Below are 21,708 nucleotides of genomic sequence, written 5' to 3' on the forward strand. Positions count from 1 at the left end.
ATGAATTAATTCATGCAATAGTTGCTTGTAAAGATTTCATTCAAAAAGAAGTGGGAACAGAAAATGACGTCGATAGACGCGCCAGAATTCAACTTCCTTCCGACGCGATTTTCGCTGGAATCCTTGCTGGCCGGCCCTGTTGATCCGAGCTGCGCATGCGAGGTCGTCACTGACGTTGATGAACCTGTTTGCAGCGGTTTCGTCCCGCTTGCAACGCCGGGAGCCGCGCACGCCCTCCTCAAACAGATCGTTTCAGCCTTGATCTCCCGTGTGTTACGCGGGATCGGCGCACTGGGAATGGCTATAAGATGACCACCATTATTTCTGCCAAGGGATTCGCGAAGTCCTATGGCGACTACAAAGTTCTCCATGGCTTGAGCGTTACCGCCAACCGTGGCGATGTCATCGCGATCATTGGAGCGTCAGGATCTGGAAAGTCGACATTCCTGCGGTGTCTCAATCTCCTTGAGATGCCCGACGCCGGGGAAATCAGCTTTGCCGGCGAGACTGTGGACATCGCGAATTTCTCCAAGCTTTCAGAGCGGGAGAGAAACCGCCGCATCTACGAACATCGCAAACACATCGGCATGGTGTTTCAAGGCTTCAACCTTTGGTCTTCGAAGACGCTGCTGCAGAACGTCACGGAGGCACCGATCCATGTCCACAGACGCGACCCCAAGGAATGTAAGGAACAGGCCTTGGGGCTCCTGGAGACCGTCGGACTTTCCAGGTTTAAGGACGCCTATCCGAAACAACTTTCGGGCGGCCAGCAGCAGCGAGCCGCGATTGCGCGCGCGCTGGCAATCAACCCGTCGCTTATTCTTTTCGATGAGCCAACCTCGGCTCTCGATCCTGAACTCGTGGGAGAGGTTCTCCAGGTCATGCAGAAGCTCGCTGAAGCAGGCACCACCATGCTGGTTGTCACCCACGAAATGTCTTTCGCTCGCAACGTCTCCAGCAAGGTCATCTTCTGCGAGGGCGGTTCGATCGGGGCTCAAGGTACGCCGAATGAGATTTTCTCGGCGGACCAGCCGGCGTCCTTGAGAAAGTTTCTTTCCATCGCATAGCACCAGTCAACGAAAGGGGAATGAAAATGAATAAACTATCTGGAATCCTGACTGCCGCATTGATGACGGTTGCAACGTCAGCCATGGCCCAGGAAGGCGAGCTTCGCGTCGTGACCGAGGGCGGATTTGCGCCCTGGAACCTCACCGATCCCTCGGGTGCCGTGAAAGGCTTCGAAATAGACTTCATGAATGCTGTCTGCGGGGAACTGAAGATGAAGTGCACCTTCACTGCCCAGGCCTTTGACGCAATGATCCCGGCTGTCAACGACGGCAAGTTCGACGCAATCGTCGATGCGCTCGGCGTCACTGCGGCACGTAAGGAAGTCATTGACTTCTCGACGCCTTATGCCGCCCTTTGCTATTCATTCGCCTCTGTGAATGCCGACGTAAAGAAGAAGCTTCCGTTCGAAGACCGGATCGAAATCTTGACTGACGCAAACCTCGAGGCAAACATGGCGCGCTTCAAGACTGCGTTCGAGGGCGCAAAGGTCGGCACGCTTGCGTCCGGCACGTCGACCCGATTTATCGCGAAGAACCTCGCAGGCGTGGCGACGAGCCCCTACAAGACACCGGCCGCCCGTAACCTCGACCTCAAAGCTGGCCGCGTCGACATTCTGCTCGCCTCCAAGGACAACCTGCTCGCGCTCAAGAAGTCCGACAACATGACGGACCTTGAACTCGTCGGGCCGTGCTTGCGCGGCGACCTGTTCGGCTCCGGTGCGGTAGCGGTCGGGTTAAAGAAAGGTAACACCGAGCTCAAGAACAAGATCGATCCGGCAATCAAGAAGCTTGTTGACAATGGCACTGTCAAGAAGCTGTCCGAGCAGCATTTCGGGATCGACATGAGCCCGGTCGGGCTCCAGTAATCGACCGAATTTCGAGATGCTGGAGGCCGTTTAACAACGGCCTCCGCTCCTGCCTGAAGCGAAAAAAACTGACACCAGAATCCGCGTGGGCGCAGATTGGGCAACGTCATGGAAAACTCAGTCAATTTAATTGGCGTGAGACCTTGCGTGTGACTGACTTGCGCGTGAGGAGACCGAAAATGACGTGGCTCGAACCAGATCTCCAACTTGCGATCCAATGGCTTCCATTCCTGATGGCTGGAGTGCTAATGACATTGGTCCTAGCGTCGGGCTCGCTTCTGATCGGTCTCGTTATCGGCGGACTGGGGGCCACTTTCAAGGCCCGGCCTACCGGAGTTATGCGCTCCCTGACGCAGCTTTACACGACGATTGTCCGCGGCGTTCCGCAGCTCATCATCGTTTACTACTTTTACTTCGGGCTCAACGCCGGTATCCGCACCCTGCCGCAGATCCCTGGCCTCCCTTCACCGTTGGAACTACCAGTGATCTTGGTGGCATTCCTCTCCTTGGGCTTCATTGTCGGCGCCCTCGCCGTCGAACTGTTTCGAACGGCCTACGCAGCCGTGCCCCAAAGCGAGGTTCTTGCGGGGGAAGCCTTCGGCATGCCTCCGTTCATGCTGTTTCGCCGGATCCTATTCCCTCATATCGTTCGCTATTCATTGCCTGGCCTCGGCAATATTTGGATCGGACTTCTGAAAGATGCGTCGCTGATTTCAGTCATGGGTGTCACCGAGTTGATGCGATCGACCACCGTTGCTGCGGAATCGACTGGAGAACCGTTCCTGTTCTATCTGCTCTGCACGGCACTTTACCTGATCATCACCATCGCGTCCGGCGGAATTTTTGCCGTCCTTGAACGCCGCTACACTGTGTGAGGCCGGCATATGACCTATCTTGAGATCGCATCTGAAGTTGCGCGCGGCATCCCGGTCTCTCTCGGGGTCGCAGTTGGCGGTATCGTGATCGGATGCGTGCTGGCATGTTTTCTGGTGATGGCGCGCCTGAGTAGGAATAACGTTTCGAGGTTCCTTTCCTGGATTTTCCTCGAAATCATTCGCTGCATTCCGATGATTGCGCTGCTTTTCCTACTCTATTACGGCCTCAGCCAGTTCAGTGCGGTACGATCAAGCATCTTCTGGCCGATCCTTCGCGAGCCGCTATGGTGTGCGATAATTGCCCTATCTCTTAAGGCTTGCGCCTATATCTCGGAGATTTACCGCATAGGCATCATGTCTGTGCCTGAAGGCGAGATCCTTGCAGCACGGAGTTTCGGTTTCAAGGGTTTCCGGCTCTATCGGTCCATCATCGTGTCCCACGCAGCGCGCATCGTGCTTCCCGCTCTAAGCAACGAGTTTGTGGTTTTGATCAAGGCCTCGTCGCTGGCCTCTCTGATTACGCTGATGGACATCACCGGACTGGCGTCGGGCCTCGCAAGCGAACTGTTTCAGCCCCTACCCGCGCTGACAGTCGCCGCAATCTACTATCTCGTTTTCAACACGCTGGTTTTGTCAGCATTCCAGCATCTCGAACGGCGCCTCGCCATTTGAAAGGGGTGCGGCATCCAAACACGGGAACATTGGGATCATGCAAATTACCGCTGTCGATCTCTACGAGATAAGAATTCCCTATCGCCGCAATCATACGCTCAGCTCTGGCCCGTTGCATGGCGCGAACTCGATCATCATCAGGCTCAGCACTGATGAAGGAATATCGGGCGCTGGTGAAGCATCCATCCCGGGCGGCGCCGGCTGGAGTGAGGAATCCGCCTCGTCTGTGCGCATGGTGATCCAGGAATACCTCGCACCCGTCATCATTGGCCGGGATCCGCGGAATTGTTCCGAGTTCGCATTGGCGATGCGAAAGGCTGTTCGTGGCGATCCCTTTGCCAGAGCAGCACTGGAAATGGCCTGCTCCGATATTGCAGGGCAATCGATTGGTGTTCCTGCTGCCCAATTACTGGGTGGGACGCAACGGCAGACAGTTTCCATCGTTTGGTCTTTGGAATCTGGCGTCGTCGATCAGGAGATCGAGGAGGCACTGAAGGTCAGCGAGGACTTTGCCTACAAGGACGGCTGCGTCAATATCCCGGCAGGTACTAGTCTTGGCGTACAAGTGGACTGAGACAAAGTGAAAAAGCTCTCCGCTGCCTGATCGCTGCGCCGATGTATTTGACGCTCGCAGCTCTTCCGACACAACCGTGCTTCGGGTTTGCAGAACATGAAAGGGCCAACGTCCGATTCTATAGGCCAATCGGCAAAGGGGGCGATCGATGTGATCGCGCCCCTGCCACACCACCCGGCATGCGGGTCCGCACCGGGAGGTTCTTGAGATTGAGGTTTACGCGAGTCTGGGCATTCCGAGTTGGTCTGCCCATTTGATCGTGAGGACGGTGTTGAGGAGCTTGGCGCTGTTGCGCCCAGCGACGGGAGTTTCCCGCCACCTGCAGCGCCACATCGAGCCTCGCTCCTCTTGCCATCAGTTCCCGGAAGATCGTCCCGCCTCGTTTCCATTGCTTGAGTTGGACGGCCCTTAGACGATGGCGCATTCACTCGTCCAGCGCTTGCCAGACCGACGGTGTTTGCGCCAGCCGGAAGTAGGCTTTCCATCCGCGCACGAAGATGCGGCAACCGTTCCGCCACCGCTTTGAGGGAGCGCCCCGTCACGCGCGGTGTCAGTTCGCGAATGCGCTCCTTGAACGCCTTGATGGCCTTGCTGGCCACCCGTCGCTTGACCACACCCCCGGCTCGCCGGAAGGCATAGCCGAGGAATTTGCGGCCGAAGACGCTGGCAACGGCGCTCTTGGCCTCGTTCACCATCAGGTGAAGCCGGCCATCGCTCGCCATGACCAGCTTACGGTGGGACTTGCACCCACAAGAATGCGCCTATGCTGGGCGCACAATGAAAAACCCCGGCTCGAAGCCGGGGTTCCTATGCGTCCTGGGAGGATTTTAGAGCGCCATGACCAGCTTGCTGATCGTCTGAACTTCTGCCGGCAGACGGTGCGGGAATGCAACGCCGAGGTTCCACGGGAAGATGAAGTGGATCCAGCGGTGCATCCGGATGACGTAGGTCATCATGGCCCCGGTCAGTTCGACATACTGCTCCTTCGTCTCAAGCGTATCGAGAGCATCGGAGTACATCTGGCCGATTTCATGCATGTTCGTGAGGCCGAGGTCCGTCATGAACTCGAATACGTTGAACGTGCCGGTGAGGAACTCGCGGGTCAGGCGGTTCATCGTGGCGAGTTGCATGTCTTCGTACTGCGAAACCTTGAGGAAGCGATACATCACGTCGGCGCCGACGAGCATCATGTAGGCTTCGAGGTGCACGAGAACGGTAAAGGACTGCTCACGCGTACCTGCGCCGCTATCGATCACGCCCCAGCGAATCTTCTGGATTTCGGTCGGCTCTTCGAACCAGACGCGATCGATTTCCTTTTCGATGATTGCCTTGGCTTCTTTCCAGTTGCCTTCAAACTTCTTGATCCCGGACATGATCAGGCCCTCCGAACATTGATTTCGATGACGGTGCGACGCGGCAGAGCAACGGTGTGCTCGTAAACGATCTCGCCAAGTTCCTGGAGGATCGGGAGGTCTTCCTCGAAAACTTCAGCGAACTTGTTGACGTTCGCGCTCTCGGTGATTTTTCCATAGGTCAGGCAGATCGTCTGGCCAGGCGCATAAAGATAGACGGCGCCCGGATGGCGCTGAACCATGTTGCTGCGGCCGAGATGGACGATACGGGTCGGCATCCAGATCGCTTCACCGGAAATGACGACGTGGCCGAGGACGCTCTGCAGCGGAAGCTGGGCGAGAACCTGCTCGACGACATCCGGGTTGTCCTGGGCCAAGAGTTTGGCCCGGAACGATTTTCCGACGCTTGGAGCGTCGAAGATCAATATTTCAGAGGACGGCATAGAAGGCTCCCTTTCAACCTGAATACAAACTTGCCATGCATCTATGTATGAATACTTTCATTCGTCGTGTCAACGAATGAATAATTTCTCTTACGCGGTAGTCGTACGTGCGTATTCATTCGAGCCGGGAGCAGGATCTTGGGTGCTGCGCTCGGTAGCATGGGTTCATGGAGATCGAAGAGCACAAGATCCACGATGCCGTTATGGCTGACGCTGCATAACAGACGTTGTGCTTGGAGGGGCGTCGCCTGGGTTACGACGGACGAATTGGCTTCACAAGAAGGGGCGACCCAGTCAACAGGTCGGCGGGCTACCCCTTTAAGTCGACGTCGTTGAGGCGGCAAGACGTGACGACGGAGAGCATGATGACGGCACGATGGGCCTTACTAGCAGAATGGGCATAGCTCCGTGTGACGTGGGTGCGTTACACAGCGTATATAGACTCAGTTGGGACAATTAAATTTTTGAAGAATCCAGGGAACCCATTCACGAGTTCACGAGCCAGGGTTGACATCAAGCAAGCTATAAACAGACGAAGGCACGAGGGCACGAGGGCACGAAGGCACGAAGGCACGAAGGCACGAAGGCACGAAGGCACGAAGGCACGAAGGCACGAAGGCACGAAGGCACGAAGGCACATTACTTTAGAATATATCCTGTCAAACCTATTCGTTAATAGGGACGTCGTACCTACTTCCCTTCCAGCGCAGCAAACAGTAGGTCTGAAGGCAGGTGGCTCGTTAGGTAAATTGGCAAATTGCACGTTGTCGGCTGAATAATTTAGAGCATTGCGGGGCCCTCTTTTTTGCATTTTTAAATTTCAGCAAAGCTGGCATGCGGGGCCTCTTGCTCAAACAACCCTTATATTCTCCACTTCCAAGCCAACAAAGCTCAAGTGAATTCGACATTGAGAAAATCCGCAACTCCAGGTTCTTCAAATGTCTCGCTCCCCCCACATCGAAATCGACGTCGCTGGACGCACCATACGTGCGAGGTTAATGAGGGAACAAAATCCCCAAGTGGTGGATCTTGTTTACTCTCATCTGCCGGTCACCAGCTTCGCGCTTCATCCAAACGTTTCGGGGGCGGGCTTCTTATTGCCTACGATGATCACTCACACAGGAGAGAGCTACATGGTTAATCGCCACCCAGGAGCGGTCTATTTGTATGCCCCAGGACAGTCAATCGTCCTCACATACGGCGATACAAACGAGAGCGCTCCCGTCAACAAATTTGCTGAGGTTTTCGAGGAAGACATGCCCGAACTTATGACGATCGGAAAACTTGTTTATGACCAAACTCTTGCAAATGTTGAGCATAAAGTAATAGGTGCCACAGTCCGACTGGCCGGGCCCCACGACTTTATTTCGACAGAGCGGCCCCCGCTTGATCCCTTGGAGGTCGTAGGCGGATGGCGAAAAGCAGAAGCAATTTTCTTGACCGAAGCCAGGCGCGCGCTCTCCGGTGAGCCCGCTGATATCTCTTCTAGCTTCTCAGGAGTTATCCCCAGCGGGATGGGAACGGGGGGAAACCTTCTTCCAGTTTGGATGCATCAATGGAGCTACTTGATGACGGATGGGCCAAACACGCTTTATCGATTTGTTACCGACACGCAAATCCCCGATATGACACTCCCAATCATGGTTGAGCTCTCCCGCAATCATTTACTGAGGCCTTTTAACCATTTCGACTTTTTGGGGGACCTCGGCCTCACAAAATTCAAGACATGGGGTGCGATCTATTCTGCTGCACTTGACGACCTGAATTCCCTTGCAGAGTTCAAGAGACTGACAATCGCCCTCCTGACGCTAGTGAATCTCTTTCATCGAAGAGTTCAATTGCGTTTTCCGTTTTATCTTGGAAAGGCTTTTTTGCACGGCGGCAAATATAGCACTCGGCTCGACCAGGATGAAACTGACTTTTGAGCGGTACTCAAACGATAGCTTAAATATCTGCTTTTCATTTCAATCGGCAATAATTTGCATGTTCCCGGCGTTTGCGTAAAATAAGAGTCACGGTACCGTGACAACAATACTATCACCTTTGTATCTCTATCTTAATTCATGCGTTAAGCTTACAATATTCGGCTTATATTGTTGATTTATGGTTAGTTTCGATATTCCTCCACGAGAAATTGATGGTTCTTATTTCGATTCAAATTTTTTTTGAGGTGATTTTTTAGAGCGAAAAATCAGGTGACAAAATAAACATATTATTGATTATAATGAGACAAAAACACAGAGAACTGTAATACTGTAAATTACACAGAATACCACAATTTATTTAACGTTATTATTAACTAAAATACACTCTTTCCAGCACATACAATCTCTTCATACTTAAAAAACATATCGCTCTGATCCTCTGGCTGACGCTGCCGGGTAAAGACATCGAAGGGGCCACACTCGCCGTCCACTGTGCGTACCGATATCTCACCGGTCTTCTCAAAACAATTGCTGGGGAGGAACGCCACGAAATAGTCGCAACAAGCAGATTGAAGAGATCCAGGTGCAGCACCTCCACAAACAATGGAGTTAAGTTTCTCAAACGCCTCGGCCCTTGTAACCCCAGGCAGATATGGTGGAAGCGAAGTAATTTTCGCGACTGAATTGCCACTGTTACAAACGAGGATGCGATTCTTTACACACAAGTCTGCTATTGGTTCATCCATATACATAAAAAGAAGCTTGTCGACCGTCACAGATTGATCGAGATCCGCCACCGCGTAACCGTTGCTTTTCCAGAAGTCGAGATCATCGCGGTAGTCCCGTAGCGCCGCCTCAAGCTCGGCCCTCACATCCGGACCCAGGACTGTAACGAGAGAAATGCCTTCCAATTGACGCTCCAACTCATCTGCCATGCTCATGCTTTAGCAGGATTAGTGTTTTGTTCCTCCAGCTGTAAATTCTCTTCTGATCACTTTAGAGCAGCTGGAACCTATTTAAACACCTGGCCTCCTCCTTGTTGATTTCTGCGAACTTTTCGAGATGCGAAATAGATAAAAAATGAAATAAAATCTCAACCGGGCGTATCCGAATCTGTCAACTTGACTTTATTGGGGAGAGAACCTCTCACAAAGCATCATAATCAAAGCAGCCACACTTTCGATATTAGTGGAAGTTATTGGTGGTCCCGCAGCTCAGCCAATCAGGTAAGGATATAGTGAAGCGATGAATTCGATACGCTAGAAAAGGAAGCATTCCATTAGCAATCGAGTGGCATCCGCGTCAGTCTCTCGTGCCCAACCCAATTTCAATGCTTTTTGGATATTATTGACTGTCCTAGTGGACTGCCATTTTTGAAGGCTCTTCTTCCGCCACGGGATTATATTCCATTTCCACTAAACTCTCTTTTGAATATTAAATTTGGCCTCAATCGAGATCGGTTGGAGATCAATGCTATAAAGATAGGTTCAAGGAATTGGAAAACATGTTGAGGATGTCCTGTTGATTGGGCGCCGATAGTCAGGACGGCATGCTCACCGCTCACGCGATTCCAGTAACTCCCTTAGCAGCTGTCATGCTCACCGCCGTCTGCCGACGGGCAAATATGTTCTTCTGCCACCCTCGCTTGAAAAAGGTGCGCTACCGTTGTTCAGCAACCTTCCCAATGGTTATGGTCAACGAAAGCTACAACAAGAAGCACAAGGTCCGTTACAAGCCACCCGCCTTGAGTCCCCTGCGACCGCATTGTCCGGCAAGGTCGTCGTGCTCGTCACCTCGACGCCAGTCAATTTGGAACACCTGAGCTTAGCTTCGGTGCTACCGGCAAGTCACTCAACTTGGCTACAATCTGCGTGCTCTCTCAAACTCTGTCTGTATTATTTACGTATAACTGGCCAGCGGATATCCCAATAAACGCTGTATCCACCGTCTTTGTTATCACGTTGTACCCTTTGATATGTTATCAGATATTAAATAAATAATTTTATCATTATGTTATTTCAATAAGCACACGCCACTGTAATGCGATTGATTACCCAATAATATATATCATGATCATGTAACTGCCCATCGAGCGCACACAGCGCTTATATTATAGATATTCAAAATATAACATATTTTACAATAGCACTTGATAGCATCATCCCGTTATTTTAACACAATAACGTAACCGACACACGGGAGAACAAGCGAAACATGCATGATCTTAAGTCATGTAAGATAATACGAAATATAATCGAAACCCCCGTTGGATAAGCGGTGCACTGCCCTATTCCAACAGGACCTTGCCAATTGCCAGTATGGCTTCATAAGCTAAGGGCCCATCCAGTTGTCTGCTATAAATCTTGCAAAGTCCTTCGCCGCCATTTTTGGTGACAATTTCGCAGCTCTGATAGTCGAAATTTTCATCTGGCAAGATCGCCACAAAATAATCCATGTCTGTTGGATCCAGGTACCCTCCTCCCGAAACGGAATTGTGGATCTCCCTTAAAGCAGCGAGAGAGACATTTGTCTGATAGGGAGGAACGACGCACGATATCAGATCTCCCTCCAAATGCTCCTCGCACACGAGATGCTTGTTCTCCTTGCAGGCTTTAGCCACGGCCAGGGAGGTAAAGACGAAGGACAGAGGATACTTAAACCCGGCCGGATGCAGCCCCATTTCTGCATTGTCGACATGGACTGCCTCCACATGAGCCACACGCTCAGTTGCAGATGATATATAGTACTTTAACGTCTCTGTTTGTACAGCCTTGTAGGTTTCCACCACATTAACAAGCTGAGCCTTCAGTCGAGTGGGCTCCTTGATAAAACGAAAATCATCGACATGAAGCCGTTGAGAGCTACTGCCGAAATAACGAGCCATTCAACTGCCAGTTTAGGTTAACTTGGCAAAATGCATGGGAAGCAGAGGTATTTAAAGGTGCTTGGTCACTAGTGTCAGCAACGCAAATTATCTGACTTATGAACTTTTCTTCCGATTATTACTCCAAGGCCACATTGTTTGTAAAACGTTTTCCATTTGCTACAGAAATTATTGAACAATCATGAAGGCGACACTTTGGCGTATTGCGGCTATTTTGTTCAAATAATCAAGGATTAAAAGTCTTTCCTCTGACTTCTGGTTTCTTTATGTTGAATTTGCTATGTGACTTTTTAGAGTGGGCTAATTTTCTTGTCTTTATTATCAGTTTTCAAGGAGAACGAGTTTGCCTGGTTTAAACATGTCGGCACTCCTATCGAGATATTGATAGCTAAGTTTGACAAATTAATCATCTATTGCGGCATTGTGGGCCAGCTTCGGTCATATATTGCGGCTATGTGAACTATTTTCTTTAATACACAAATAATTAAAAACATAAATGGAAAAGGTAATAACCAAATCTCGAACAGGCAGGTTTCATTTCAAGCAAACAACCCATTCATCGGAAGAAAAAAGAACAAGTGCATCAATGGCGCAGGTTACATCAACCAGATCCATGATGTTTATTACATTTATATTTCTAGCGTGAAACAGGTACCACCTCCAGCCTCTGGGCACCGTCAGAACAGCTACTGCCATCACTCCATTCCAAATTTGCATTCGCCATGCCTCACCAACGCACCAGGTTCGAGCCTGAGCTGGTTGCTGGCATAAAGGTCGAAGGTCAGAGACTTTCCCTTTGTTGAAGTTAGCTCCATCTGCCCATCCAGCTTGACGAAGTACCCGGGGACAGAAAGTGCGGCGAAGTAGGCGCTCCGGATAACATCCTCGTATCCAAAGAATCCTGATGCCTGCCTAAGCCCCCTGCACACCTCACCGAGACTTACATCTTTCTGGTACGGTGGAAGATTGGTGATGAGCGCGCCGTGCCTGGAATTGTAGGGCAAAGACCCTCCATAAAAGCATCGCATCATCGTCGGGCAGTCGACGTAGAGGTACAGTATCCCAGGGTCTTGGCGACCGCCCTCTTCGTCAATATCCATCGACTGGCCCTCACCCGGCTCCGTCAGGGGGGTCCGCTCCTTTGAGGCGCTCTGGATGTGTTTCTTTAGCTCATCGCTGGACGATACGTCGCCTACCTTAAGACTGGAAAAGAGAGCACATAGGTCAAATTCCGCCATGTTAGCAAAGTAGGAAATAATAGTGGCGTGCACCCAGAACTGGAAGCATCATTCCTTTTATAGATGCTTTTGCTTATATGATTTGAATATCAGTTAGGTATAGCTGCAAAACCCAATATTCATAAATTATACGACTATAGATGTTCCACGTCTCACATTTGTAAAATAATTATAGACCGGCACGTGTCTGTACTTAAAATGGCCTTTAAGGGTTTTGCATCTTTGCAAAAGCACGGGTGGGAATAGGTTCTGCTGTCCAATAATGGTGTCACATCGTCAATAGCATCTTTCTTTTTCCTTTAATTATGGTCGCACGCGCCTACCTTTATTTATGTTGCGAAAAGGCACTACTTTTTCAACCTGTGCACCACGTTAGGCCTGTCTGCACCACACAGGTGTCGCTTTTCCATGGGATCTCATTCAAAGCACTTAACTAGCCACGACTCCTTCTTTTAGATAAATGCTATTTCGGCCCATTTTGATTTTTGGGCCCTAAAACGATTGATGGGCTTCAAATCTAAAACTTGTATCAGGATGGCACCTATAGCAAGATCCGAATGGACTGTTTGCCTGGCGTGGCAATATTAAGTCGTATAGGTCCAAAGTGTATTTAATATTACAATTGCTATATAATCCACATTTTATTGGCATAAGAGTAATTGCGTAATTGAAATAAATTATTTGTATGGGCAGACATATGCACTTTCAAAATATAACACATATATCAATAGATTTAATTGATATTGTCGGCAATAATTACATCTTAATTATAAATAGCATCGAGAGTGCAACCATAAACACGTTTTCCCGTGCAGCTTTCACGAAATCCTATATTCGGCCAACTTTAAGCTCTACCCCACCCTCCTCATTTCATGTATCTTTTAGACATACTTTCACTAAAGCCAAACAAAAAAAACAAAAAAGCTAGGCCCACTACTATGACCTCGTGACCAATCAAGCGGGCATTATTTTTCGCTTGATCCAGGTTTTAAGGCCGCCATGTCCGAGCATCGATTTTGATGCGATGGTGATTATTGCCAGATTGCCTCTGGCTTTCCCGACCGGAGACTGTGCCTGATTGGTGCCACTTGCCGGCGGTGCACTTTAAATGGCACTGAACTTGCCGTTATTCCATAGTTATCCCCAACCTCACATCACAATGGCTCCTCGATCACTATTCCTTCAACGCTTTCAACCACGAGATCTCACAAAAGCCTGGAACCAGCTTAACTTGTTCGATGAGATCCAATTTGCTTTTTTAATCTATAGCCAAGTCTATAGCAAAACTCTCATGGATTTCCAGAAAAGGTGGGCCCAAGGCGTGCTTGATTTGGAGGAAAACGCTCCGCCGGTGGTCATACTTAAACAACTGGCCCATCTTCTGAAAAACAAAGTATGTTATCACCCTCCCATGCTTGTCGATCACCCGGATCTTGCCAGAGAAAACGACCGACATGTATTTGTCTATCTATCTCGCGAGAAGATGCAGAAAGTACTGGAGGAAAAATCCATCACGTTTGGATTGGAGGCCGTGCTGGCGACCACGATGCAACCCTATCGTAGCGACCTCGTCCTCCAGGAGATGGTCCGTGCTCACAACATTGCTTGGCCGCACCGCCGCGTGGAAGAACCTGATCTGGAAGGCTTTATCGCCATTTTTGCAAGTACCTTGTTCATTCACCTGCTGGAGTTAAAAGTGACAAATGTGTACGGCAGGGAGGTAGCCTGCACCTTCTTCGTGCGGCAAGGCACTGGAAACCGCTCCTATGACGTCATTGCTTGCGGCATCACACAGTTCACCAAAAATGCTGGCGTGATGCCACGACCGGCGGTACCGTCACCGGAGCCAGACCTCACCCTGCGGCTCTCGGGACCCAACCAGAAACGTGAAGAGGGTGATATGAAGCCTGCTATAGTAAATCTGAAGAAAGAAACCTCGGCGACTTGAGGTCCCCTGCAGGCCACCTTTAACTATAAGTTTGGTAGGATTTCCATGTTTTCCGGCGTAGCCTATGCTCCTGTTAGGAGTTGTGTAGCGTACGCTACGATGTATTTTACTTGTGTTGAAATAAATTATTACAGCATTATTTCTGCCGCCAATTTTCAGAAAATAGGCAAATCATTTCGATATTTATAGAGGTCTCACACAATACTGATAATGCTTTTACATTGATATTGTTACAAAGGCGCCTTAACAGACAATAATATTCCAAACATTACAAATCGCCATAGAGAGACGTTAAAGTACTATATAGAAAATTAAAAACAATCGCACGGTGGCTCGCAACTTATTGTACCAACGAGAAAATAGCCGATATCATCTCCGGCGGAGAGATGAATCGAAATTATAGAGCCACGTGCGTATTAATCCCGTAGGTTTGTTTAGAACTGCGTATTAACCCCGTAGGTCTGAATATTCCGGTCCAGCGACAAAGCGTCCCCTCGTAGCAATTCCGTGATCATTGACCATCACGGTAGGCCCAGGAGAAGTTATAGCCAGAGGAGTGACGCTCAGATCATCAAGCTCTGCAATTTGGTCAGGGAGGAAATCGCCCGGCGACACACGTTTGGCCTTCTTCTTCTTGACCTTAGCCCGCCGAAATAGGTCGGAGACAACGAGCGAGGCCTCTCCAAAGGTCTGGGCCATTCCGACAACGTTTATTCCGGCTAGTTCCATCCTGAGAATAAAAGAAGTGCTGTTAGCAAAATAGATTTCTTGCAAAACGAAACAAACATTTAGAACTTACAGCATTGAAGCATTACAGCATGATCTAAATAATTCATTCTTCTGGTGAAGCGATCTATATAGGACGTTAACAAATGGCTGGCCGAAGACTAAGAAAAAAATAGTAGCAGGCCCACCGCCGAAAGTAATGGTCGTTGTAGACCCTATGCAATGATGAAGCATTCTTTTTTTGTTTGGCTGTTAACCTTTCTCCGTTGATTGCGGATTTTCTTTCAGCCTGCTCAATTGGCAACATTAAAGTCTTGTGAAAAGGAAATTCAAACCGAAGGTGATAGTGACCCCTTAGCTCGTCCAAAATATATGCAGTCCTAATTAGCGGCTAGTGGACCCCAAACGGCACAGTGGCGAATGCAAGTGGGGCGGCTGCCAATGACGAATGCAGTGACCTCATTGGGGTTAGTGGGAATATCTCGAATTGCGTGGCCGGCTAGTGTGTCAAGGGGCCCGCTATTAGCTGTCAAGATGCGAAAGCACGTGGAGACAAGCAATCACGAAGGTATTTCTCTGGAGATGTGAAGACTTTAATGTCATCGATCAAGGCGCTAATGGTCACAGATGGAAATTTTTGGAATCTGATTAATGTCATTTTAAGCCCACTCAAAGAATATTTTTTAAGCAGGATTCAATCAAAAATAAAGGAAAAACATTATTATTCATGGAAAACTAAGTTGAGCGCCGCTACTGCAGCTTACAGGCTTACGGGATTAATACGCACTAATACATTAATATACTCAAGCAGGAAAATATATTTTATTCCAATCCAGGGGATGGAGTGAAGATAGTGTCCCGCCGGTGCTGCGAATGACGGTGCAGGCCGTTATGATGCCCGTCTTAACCTGCTCTTCGAACAAAGCTCCGTTTACGCAGTCCTTACTGTCAATCTGGCAAACTGCCCCATGCTCCATTAACGGAGAATCATACATATGCGGATCTTGGCTGTACTGACATTTTTTAAGAGAATTTTCCCTCCATAAAGAGGCCCTGAAACCATCCTTCAAGTGGCCGTCGAAGACATATTCTTCATAATCTTCGTTGACTGGAACCAAATGACAAGCCAATTCAGGAAAGACAGCAGCAAGTTCTCTGACTAAATCCAAGCACCTTCTCTTCTTCTCATCGGACTGGAACGGGCGGGATAGATAGTCGTTCATTTCATAATGAAAAATAACAAGCCCCTCTCCCGATGGCGATTCGATGTCAATACAACAGAGCTCACGGACGAGCCCATCCGTCCAGATCAAAGCTGGGATATCGTCATCAAGCCAGAATTTTTGCTTTGTGATCATGAAAAGTGCTGCGTTAACAGTAGCAGACGAGTTTCCAGCGGGGGCTTCGATATCATAGCCGACACAGGTCACATGGCTAACCGGAGTGATATTAGTTGCATCGGGCCCACCTCGCCCGCCAATGATGACCTGGTCAAAAACGCGCGAACGGCCATCTTTCATGCATACCTTCACTTTCCCGCCCTCCTTGGCTAGTCCACGCAGGGGGTCAAAATGGAATCCTACTTTTCTCTTGAATATCTCAATGCGCATCAGAGCCTGCAAAAGATGAACCCCTCCAACAGAGATATGCTGGTCCTCCTCGTACCCATTGATTATCCAGTCCAGGACTGTCGAAAACAGTAGGGTGTAACAGGAAGAAACTCGGCCGCCGCCCAATCTCATCATCCCGAAAGCAGCAAAATCAGTTGTTTGCCATGCCGCCCCACCAGGACTCTCGACACCGCAGCTGAAGATCTCGACCAGAGCGGCATGGAAAGTGAAATTATCAAACTCCCTGAGCCAAGCCCGCCTTGCTTCCGAGGCTTCTTCATAACGCCGACCTCTCAGCATGGAAAAGATATCCATCGGAGCGATCAGCCTCCTGCCGTTCCGTTCACACCCGTGGTATAGTAGTTTCTCCCACCCTGCAGATATCCGCTGGAATTCACCTGGTGGAGCTTGTCCAGCCGGCCATTCGTAACGTTTTTTCCGGAAGTAGAGTGCTGTGTGATCGCTGCCGGCACAAGGAAAACGAAGGCTGGACGGAATTCTAAACTTATCCAGATAGTATGACAGACAAACTTGGTTGCCGGAGATGGGCATGACACCGAATGACGTCAAGACCTGGCGAGCGTCGCCGTTTGGCATCGGCGATACACCCAAACTCCGAACCTCATCTACTGGGGTAAAAAGGGCTATTTCCCTGACGCCAGCGTCAAGTAGTTCTGCAGCAGCAACAAGGCCAGAGAGCCCACCACCTACGATGGCGACACTAGGTAGTGGTGTGCCTTCCGGATAATGCCCCACACCATCATTGGCATCGCGCTCATGGAGGAAAACCTGATAGTCGTACCGCAGATCGAAGCAAGAAAGATCCTCATTGTAGTTCACTGGCTGATGCAATGCGTTGTGAAAGAGCACAGACCCTATTGCAACTATGTCGTAACGGCTGAAGCACTCAGCGGGACGACGAAAGAAGCGGCAGGTTGTTTTTAATCCATTTCGCCCATGCACATCACATGTACCCTCCTCAACAAATAGGCTGCTGAGTTGGATGGCAATAAAGCACTGCACGTCTGCAATGCTCGTGTGACTGCCTGGACAAAAACTATTGTGGGCTCGAGACATTTCCTGCAGTGAGAGGTCACTCACGTAGGGCGGGATCATGCAAGCAAGGACGGCGTCGCCAGGTTGAGCAATGCACTGGTTCTCAACAAAGTGGCGCAACCTGCGGTACGACGTATAAATGAAGACCTTCGTGCGACAAGGTCTCAGCACTTCCAGTGTGCCTGTTCGGGGACCATGAAGGCAAGGTTCAATCTGGAACACCAGAGCCATGTCTTCTATGGCTTCTGCAAATCCGTGGTCGAACACCCAATCCGTCCACCTTTGCTGATATTGTAGGAGTTCATCGCAAAACTGGTCATAGCAGACAAAGGCCCGAGAAATTGCTCGTTTCAGTTTGGCCGCACTAGGTAGACCGGTGATAGCAAACGGGGGGAAACGGGGGCGGTTATAGGGAAGATCCATCATGTAGATATGGAGTATTGAGAGAATATAGAATTTCCTTTTGTTTATAGAAGGCGTGCTTTGTTAATGTAAATCTGGATTTAATATATATAAATTGAAACTATTTGCCGGAATTATCTTTTTATTCTGATGTACACGTAAATGGCGACATGTCATTGAAATTCAATAAAGCTGTCTCACTAGACAACATCAACAATTAAATAGATGAACGAAAATTCAAAAAAAGTCGGAAAATTACGGCCTAAATTTATTCAATTTCGAACATGCAATAAGATTGACAAACGGAATTCAACATACAATGGCAACACAAATATCAAACACATTAGAAACTTCCGTTACTGCTTCTGTTTTGTATCGTGCTCATAATGTCCTATCAATTAAGCCAAATACATCTTTAACGCTCGCAATTTCATTATCATCGCTTCCATCGTCTTCCAGGAATTCGGCATAACTTTCGAGCATTTTAGCAGCAGCATCGAGGATCAGAACACCAATTTCATTGAACTCCTTACAGGGATGTGGTTCCCGGAAAGTTATATATTGGCTGCAGAAGCTCGCTCTGCTGATATCGCGGGGCTCAACCATTGTCCGGGCGTCGAAAAGACCGAGAACGTATTTTTTGACAACCTGGGGGTCGACGAGTTCAAACTGACTTTCATTTTCGAGGGAGAAGGCGGTGAGTGGAAGTCCGTCTTCTTTGGCGGCGTAGCAACGGCTGGCATGGTCGCAGAAGAGACAAAAAACATCACTCAGCGGGACGGAACAAAGATCAGTCCGTTTGAAAAAGGTGGCGAGTGCAGCAGCGGAAAGATTAAGACAAGATGAAGGGCCTGTGTGAAGACCGAAACTCGTGCCCCAACCAGCCCTATATACCTGCTCCCCAAGGCGGTGAAGCACCTCCAACGCGCGGTGTGACTCGACATCCACTTCCAGACACAGAACCTTGTCACACTGATAAACTACCGTCCCAGGTTTATTGGCGGCAATTCCGAAGACCGTACTGCCAAGCAATTCTCTATCCCGCTCGACCAAGCCGAGATGGGTGAAATCGGCGGCGGCAAGTTTACTGTTGTCGGGGACCGGAGCGAAGAGAAGTTCAAATTTGGACCTGGGCGGACGTGGACTTGGTCTGCGAATACCGTGCTGCTTCCAATGACTTTTCAATTTCTCTGCAGTCACTGTGCCATCGCCTTTCATAAAATTGTAACTCTCTATCATTCTGGCTTCGACAAGAGCTCCAGAACTCGCAAACTGGAGGGTGAAATGGACAGAAACCGGAGAGTTGCTGGAACTCATCCTCGGCTGAATGAAGATGTATACGATGGCACCTTCTCCAATATCCTGAGCAACTTCTTTCTCGATCTTTTCACGGACAGCATGGCTGATCCCGTCGGAAGTGGCTAACATAGCACTTGCTATGTCGGGGTGGCAGATTGCGCACTGGTACCCTATTCCGAGGTCTCGCACTGGAGTTTCACCGGCGGCGACGGCAATTCGGTGATTTAGAGCAGGCATCCGCCGAATGACGTCGCCGAGGCCTGTCACTTTTTCGGCATCCATTGCAGCAACGACATTACATATGCCGCTAAGACCTCTGGCGACAGCGGCCGTAATCACATCTACAGGATCATGCAAAATCTGCAGCGCAGCGAGTTCTCTCTTCCAGTTACCCTCCGGGAAGGCGACCGCGGCAGCGCACATCGCGTCGCTGGCTGGCATGGTAGCAAGGCAAAAAAGGCAAGACCTTGGAAAGGGAGAGGTGGATGATTGGCGGTGTTTATAGGAAGTCAACGGGTCTGCAGGTCTACATCGACATAATCCGGCCTTGCACGCAAACATTGTCAGCCTGGCCCCACATTGATAATGGCTGGCCAACTAATCCCTGCTAAGAGTTATTTCTCTCTCCAAAAAGTCAACTAATGCTTGCCGCGCTGCGTTACATTTAAGGCTTCATTCAGATCGTATTTACACCAGCTTTGAATATGTCTCTTGTTGAGGTCATTCCGGATATCGCGGAACGGGTAGCACGCGGTCTTACGGATCCCTCTCTCCGGGTTCTGCTCGCCTTCGATGGTGATGGCACCGCCTTTAAGCAAGATCGAAACCGTCAGTGCTGGGAAATTAATCCTGCCATCGATATCATCGACAATTTGACCAAGATCGCCCGGAAGGGACATTACCTACTGCTGACGTCCGCTCGCCACTGCGGCGAAATCGCTGCTTCGCCCTTCAAAGACATTCCAGGTATTGATTTTCAAGGGAATGACGGAACGGTCACAATCTTCAAAGGTCAACGTTTTGAATCCGTTCCCCTGCCCAACTGGAGCCGCATTCATGCGGTTATGGAGAGCGAATTTGGCGGCAACCCAGAAATCCGCAACATTCCGATGGAGCATTTCTATGGCTGTCAGATGTGGGACTCTCATCCACGTTACCAATCGGCCGGAGATCTGCTTTCATCGCTTCTTCCGCGTGTAGATCATTCCTGGGGACGCACTTTCCGGGCGACCGCAGTACCCGAGGGTCATTGCGTTATGCCCGAGGAAACGCCAGGCAAGCGCAAAGGCTATTTTGCTTATGTCAATCTACTCCCTCGTGAGATCGGCCTACATATAGCGTGCGGCAACGGCGAAAACGATAAAGATATGCTGACCGCTGTTGGCAACAAGGAGAATGGTATCGCGTTCTGGGTCGGTACCCGTGAGACGAAGCCCACTGGAACCAACGTCTTCGCCATACCGAATGAGGATGCTCTCTCTGCAATTCTTGGCGATCTCGGCGTGTTGTTGCCCGATCTGAGCAAGTGATCGCTCCGATCTGCCGCTGTTCTATTACATCCATAGTCACCGTAGGAAGGGAAAGAAGTCATAATTGCTTCAGTTGTTACTTAGTTTTTTCTATTTTAGTGTCTATGATCCGCCACTCCGGCGACTATTTCAATACACAACGCCAGAAATAATATAATATCTCCATGAGCCACTGCATTATTGAATAAATAACTATGGAATCTTTTTCACCGAAAATTATTTATATTTTATATACCTTATTTAATTAATCAATAATTCAGAATAGAATATTTTTAATATAAATTCTTTCAACATCATTAAGTACTTAAGACTCCCGCCGGATAAGTATTCATTATTACAAGAATCCTTTTTAGAAAAGCTCATATTTATCTGGCAGCCTTCCCAAACTGATGGAAAACGATATCCTTTGCCAGCGCAAACCGTTCCTCGTGAAAGGCACATGTTGGCCCGAGTGGAAGCTCGAATGGGATCTCCCAAATGGTGTCACGGCGGATGAGGTTCTCGCCCGGCACTCGGTACCGAACCTCCTTGAACGTCTTGAAGAGACTCTGCCTCTTCAAGTCATCGAACACAGAGGCATGTATAATCTCGGAAAGCGAGTACAGGAATGCACTGAAACGTCGTTGCTCGCTGCTCTCGGAGAGATAGGCAGGCGCAATCTTTCCGAGCTCGATGCCGCACTCAGCTCTGACGATGTGCCCATCGCCTCTCACGACTTCAACTTGTGGCGAGTCTCCGCTTTGCCCGACCAACTCGTACGGCATAGTCGGCAGATGTATTTGTTCTTTTTATAAAATGTTAGTAGTGAATATTATTGGCGCCCTTTCTAATTGCTCCAATCTGCTTGTATTTCCTATTTAAATAATTTGGAAAATAAGTGCAGGCTCACGTATTGTTGCACGGCGACGATTGGCGATAAAATTTTCACCTTTATTATTTAAAGGCGCGGATATTATTATTATTATTTTAATATCTTAAACAAAAATTGTAATTAGATAGGCTGTATTAATCACTTTTAAACATACCCGGACACCATCTGGTAATATAGCAAAAACGTGCTCGAAAATCGCTTCAAAGCTCTTGTACTTAGCTCGTTTACACCACAATATATCCTGCCACCCCACATAAGGCGACATCGTGCTTTGCCTTGGGTCCCACCCCACATAAGGCGACATCGTGCTTTGCCTTGGGTCGCTTATGAGGTGCGCCATGATCAAGAGCGATGATAGCCGCAACCTATTC

Annotated in this window: 16 protein-coding genes; 9 read left to right on the top strand and 7 right to left on the bottom strand. The window is 49.3% G+C overall.

The genetic code is table 11. From position 1 onward, the window contains the following. The first annotated feature begins 63 nt into the window (after positions 1–63). The 6 genes from PH605_RS11500 to PH605_RS11525 all read left to right on the top strand — a co-directional run bounded on the left by PH605_RS11500 (position 64) and on the right by PH605_RS11525 (position 4,054). On the top strand, positions 64–312 hold the full coding sequence (locus tag PH605_RS11500) for a hypothetical protein (protein ID WP_142845021.1): 249 nt from the start codon (positions 64–66) through the stop codon (positions 310–312). After that, complete coding sequence (locus tag PH605_RS11505) at positions 309–1,067, top strand: ATP-binding cassette domain-containing protein (RefSeq protein ID WP_010900219.1); 759 nt, start codon at positions 309–311, stop codon at positions 1,065–1,067. Before PH605_RS11500 ends, PH605_RS11505 begins: the two co-directional genes overlap by 4 nt. Positions 1,068–1,093: 26 nt before the next feature. Continuing rightward, positions 1,094–1,933 carry a transporter substrate-binding domain-containing protein gene (locus tag PH605_RS11510; protein ID WP_010900218.1) on the top strand — a complete coding sequence of 280 codons (840 nt, stop codon included), beginning with the start codon at positions 1,094–1,096 and terminating at the stop codon, positions 1,931–1,933. 179 nt (positions 1,934–2,112) lie between these two features. Continuing rightward, positions 2,113–2,808 (top strand): ABC transporter permease subunit, encoded by a 696-nt coding sequence (locus tag PH605_RS11515; protein WP_010900217.1) that lies wholly within the window; start codon positions 2,113–2,115, stop codon positions 2,806–2,808. A gap of 9 nt (positions 2,809–2,817) precedes the next feature. Then, on the top strand, positions 2,818–3,480 hold the full coding sequence (locus tag PH605_RS11520; RefSeq protein WP_010900216.1) for an ABC transporter permease subunit: 663 nt from the start codon (positions 2,818–2,820) through the stop codon (positions 3,478–3,480). Between the two features lie 37 nt (positions 3,481–3,517). Beyond that, positions 3,518–4,054, top strand: coding sequence for a hypothetical protein (locus PH605_RS11525; protein ID WP_010900215.1), 537 nt, complete (start codon positions 3,518–3,520; stop codon positions 4,052–4,054). A gap of 827 nt (positions 4,055–4,881) precedes the next feature. Here the strand turns inward: PH605_RS11525 and PH605_RS11530 are convergent. Next, positions 4,882–5,427 carry a hypothetical protein gene (locus PH605_RS11530; RefSeq protein ID WP_010900213.1) on the bottom strand — a complete coding sequence of 182 codons (546 nt, stop codon included), beginning with the start codon at positions 5,425–5,427 and terminating at the stop codon, positions 4,882–4,884. 2 nt (positions 5,428–5,429) lie between these two features. Then, positions 5,430–5,849, bottom strand: coding sequence for a DUF3830 family protein (locus tag PH605_RS11535; protein ID WP_010900212.1), 420 nt, complete (start codon positions 5,847–5,849; stop codon positions 5,430–5,432). Positions 5,850–6,982: 1,133 nt separating this feature from the next. On the opposite strand from PH605_RS11535, the gene PH605_RS11540 reads away from it, so the two are divergent. Continuing rightward, positions 6,983–7,774 carry a hypothetical protein gene (locus PH605_RS11540; protein WP_193559574.1) on the top strand — a complete coding sequence of 264 codons (792 nt, stop codon included), beginning with the start codon at positions 6,983–6,985 and terminating at the stop codon, positions 7,772–7,774. A 374-nt stretch (positions 7,775–8,148) separates the two neighbouring features. Here PH605_RS11540 and PH605_RS11545 read toward each other — a convergent pair whose 3' ends face one another. The 3 genes from PH605_RS11545 to PH605_RS11555 all read right to left on the bottom strand — a co-directional run bounded on the left by PH605_RS11545 (position 8,149) and on the right by PH605_RS11555 (position 11,758). Then, positions 8,149–8,709 carry a RolB family protein gene (locus PH605_RS11545; protein ID WP_161987869.1) on the bottom strand — a complete coding sequence of 187 codons (561 nt, stop codon included), beginning with the start codon at positions 8,707–8,709 and terminating at the stop codon, positions 8,149–8,151. A gap of 1,352 nt (positions 8,710–10,061) precedes the next feature. Continuing rightward, on the bottom strand, positions 10,062–10,658 hold the full coding sequence (locus PH605_RS11550) for a RolB family protein (RefSeq protein ID WP_010900207.1): 597 nt from the start codon (positions 10,656–10,658) through the stop codon (positions 10,062–10,064). A gap of 695 nt (positions 10,659–11,353) precedes the next feature. Next, positions 11,354–11,758: a RolB family protein gene (locus PH605_RS11555; RefSeq protein ID WP_161987870.1), complete on the bottom strand. Its 405-nt coding sequence runs from the start codon at positions 11,756–11,758 to the stop codon at positions 11,354–11,356. Positions 11,759–13,055: 1,297 nt separating this feature from the next. Between PH605_RS11555 and PH605_RS11560 the strand changes: the two genes are divergently transcribed. After that, positions 13,056–13,844 carry a RolB family protein gene (locus tag PH605_RS11560; RefSeq protein ID WP_172690492.1) on the top strand — a complete coding sequence of 263 codons (789 nt, stop codon included), beginning with the start codon at positions 13,056–13,058 and terminating at the stop codon, positions 13,842–13,844. A 1,529-nt stretch (positions 13,845–15,373) separates the two neighbouring features. On the opposite strand, the gene PH605_RS11565 is transcribed toward PH605_RS11560, so the two are convergent. Then, positions 15,374–17,662 (bottom strand): FAD-dependent oxidoreductase, encoded by a 2,289-nt coding sequence (locus PH605_RS11565; RefSeq protein WP_142845023.1) that lies wholly within the window; start codon positions 17,660–17,662, stop codon positions 15,374–15,376. 357 nt (positions 17,663–18,019) lie between these two features. Next, entirely contained in the window at positions 18,020–19,378 is a 1,359-nt protein-coding gene (locus PH605_RS11570) for a hypothetical protein (RefSeq protein ID WP_142845024.1), read from the bottom strand. 263 nt (positions 19,379–19,641) lie between these two features. On the opposite strand from PH605_RS11570, the gene PH605_RS11575 reads away from it, so the two are divergent. Next, positions 19,642–20,466: a hypothetical protein gene (locus PH605_RS11575; RefSeq protein WP_010900201.1), complete on the top strand. Its 825-nt coding sequence runs from the start codon at positions 19,642–19,644 to the stop codon at positions 20,464–20,466. Positions 20,467–21,708: the final 1,242 nt, after the last annotated feature.

This window comes from Agrobacterium sp. CFBP 3001 (genome assembly GCF_027871605.1).
GTDB lineage: Bacteria > Pseudomonadota > Alphaproteobacteria > Rhizobiales > Rhizobiaceae > Agrobacterium > Agrobacterium leguminum.